Here is a 244-nt window from a genome sequence, read left to right as displayed (position 1 = left end):
ACCGGCGCCTATGCGCCAACCGGTAGTTTCGACTTGCCTTTTTCGATCGATACCGTCGACCTTTCACAGGGCAATGACGGCCAGTTGGGCGTCAACTTGTCGGAAGTGCTGACCAAGGTGCCTGGCCTGGTGGTGCAGAACCGGCAGAACTACGCGCAAGACCTGCAGGTGTCTTCGCGGGGTTACGGCGCACGCTCGGCCTTCGGCATTCGTGGCCTGAAGCTGCTCAGCGACGGCATTCCGG

1 pseudogene is annotated in these 244 nt (G+C 61.5%); it reads left to right on the top strand.

Annotated features, from left to right (window positions below):
- A pseudogene (locus SB765_RS32825) lies at nt 1-244 on the top strand (TonB-dependent receptor); the annotation flags it as partial.

The sequence above is a fragment of the Pseudomonas sp. SIMBA_067 genome (genome assembly GCF_046534675.1).
GTDB classification, from domain to species: Bacteria; Pseudomonadota; Gammaproteobacteria; order Pseudomonadales; family Pseudomonadaceae; genus Aquipseudomonas; species Aquipseudomonas putida.
This window is presented reverse-complemented; position numbering and strand designations above follow the sequence as displayed.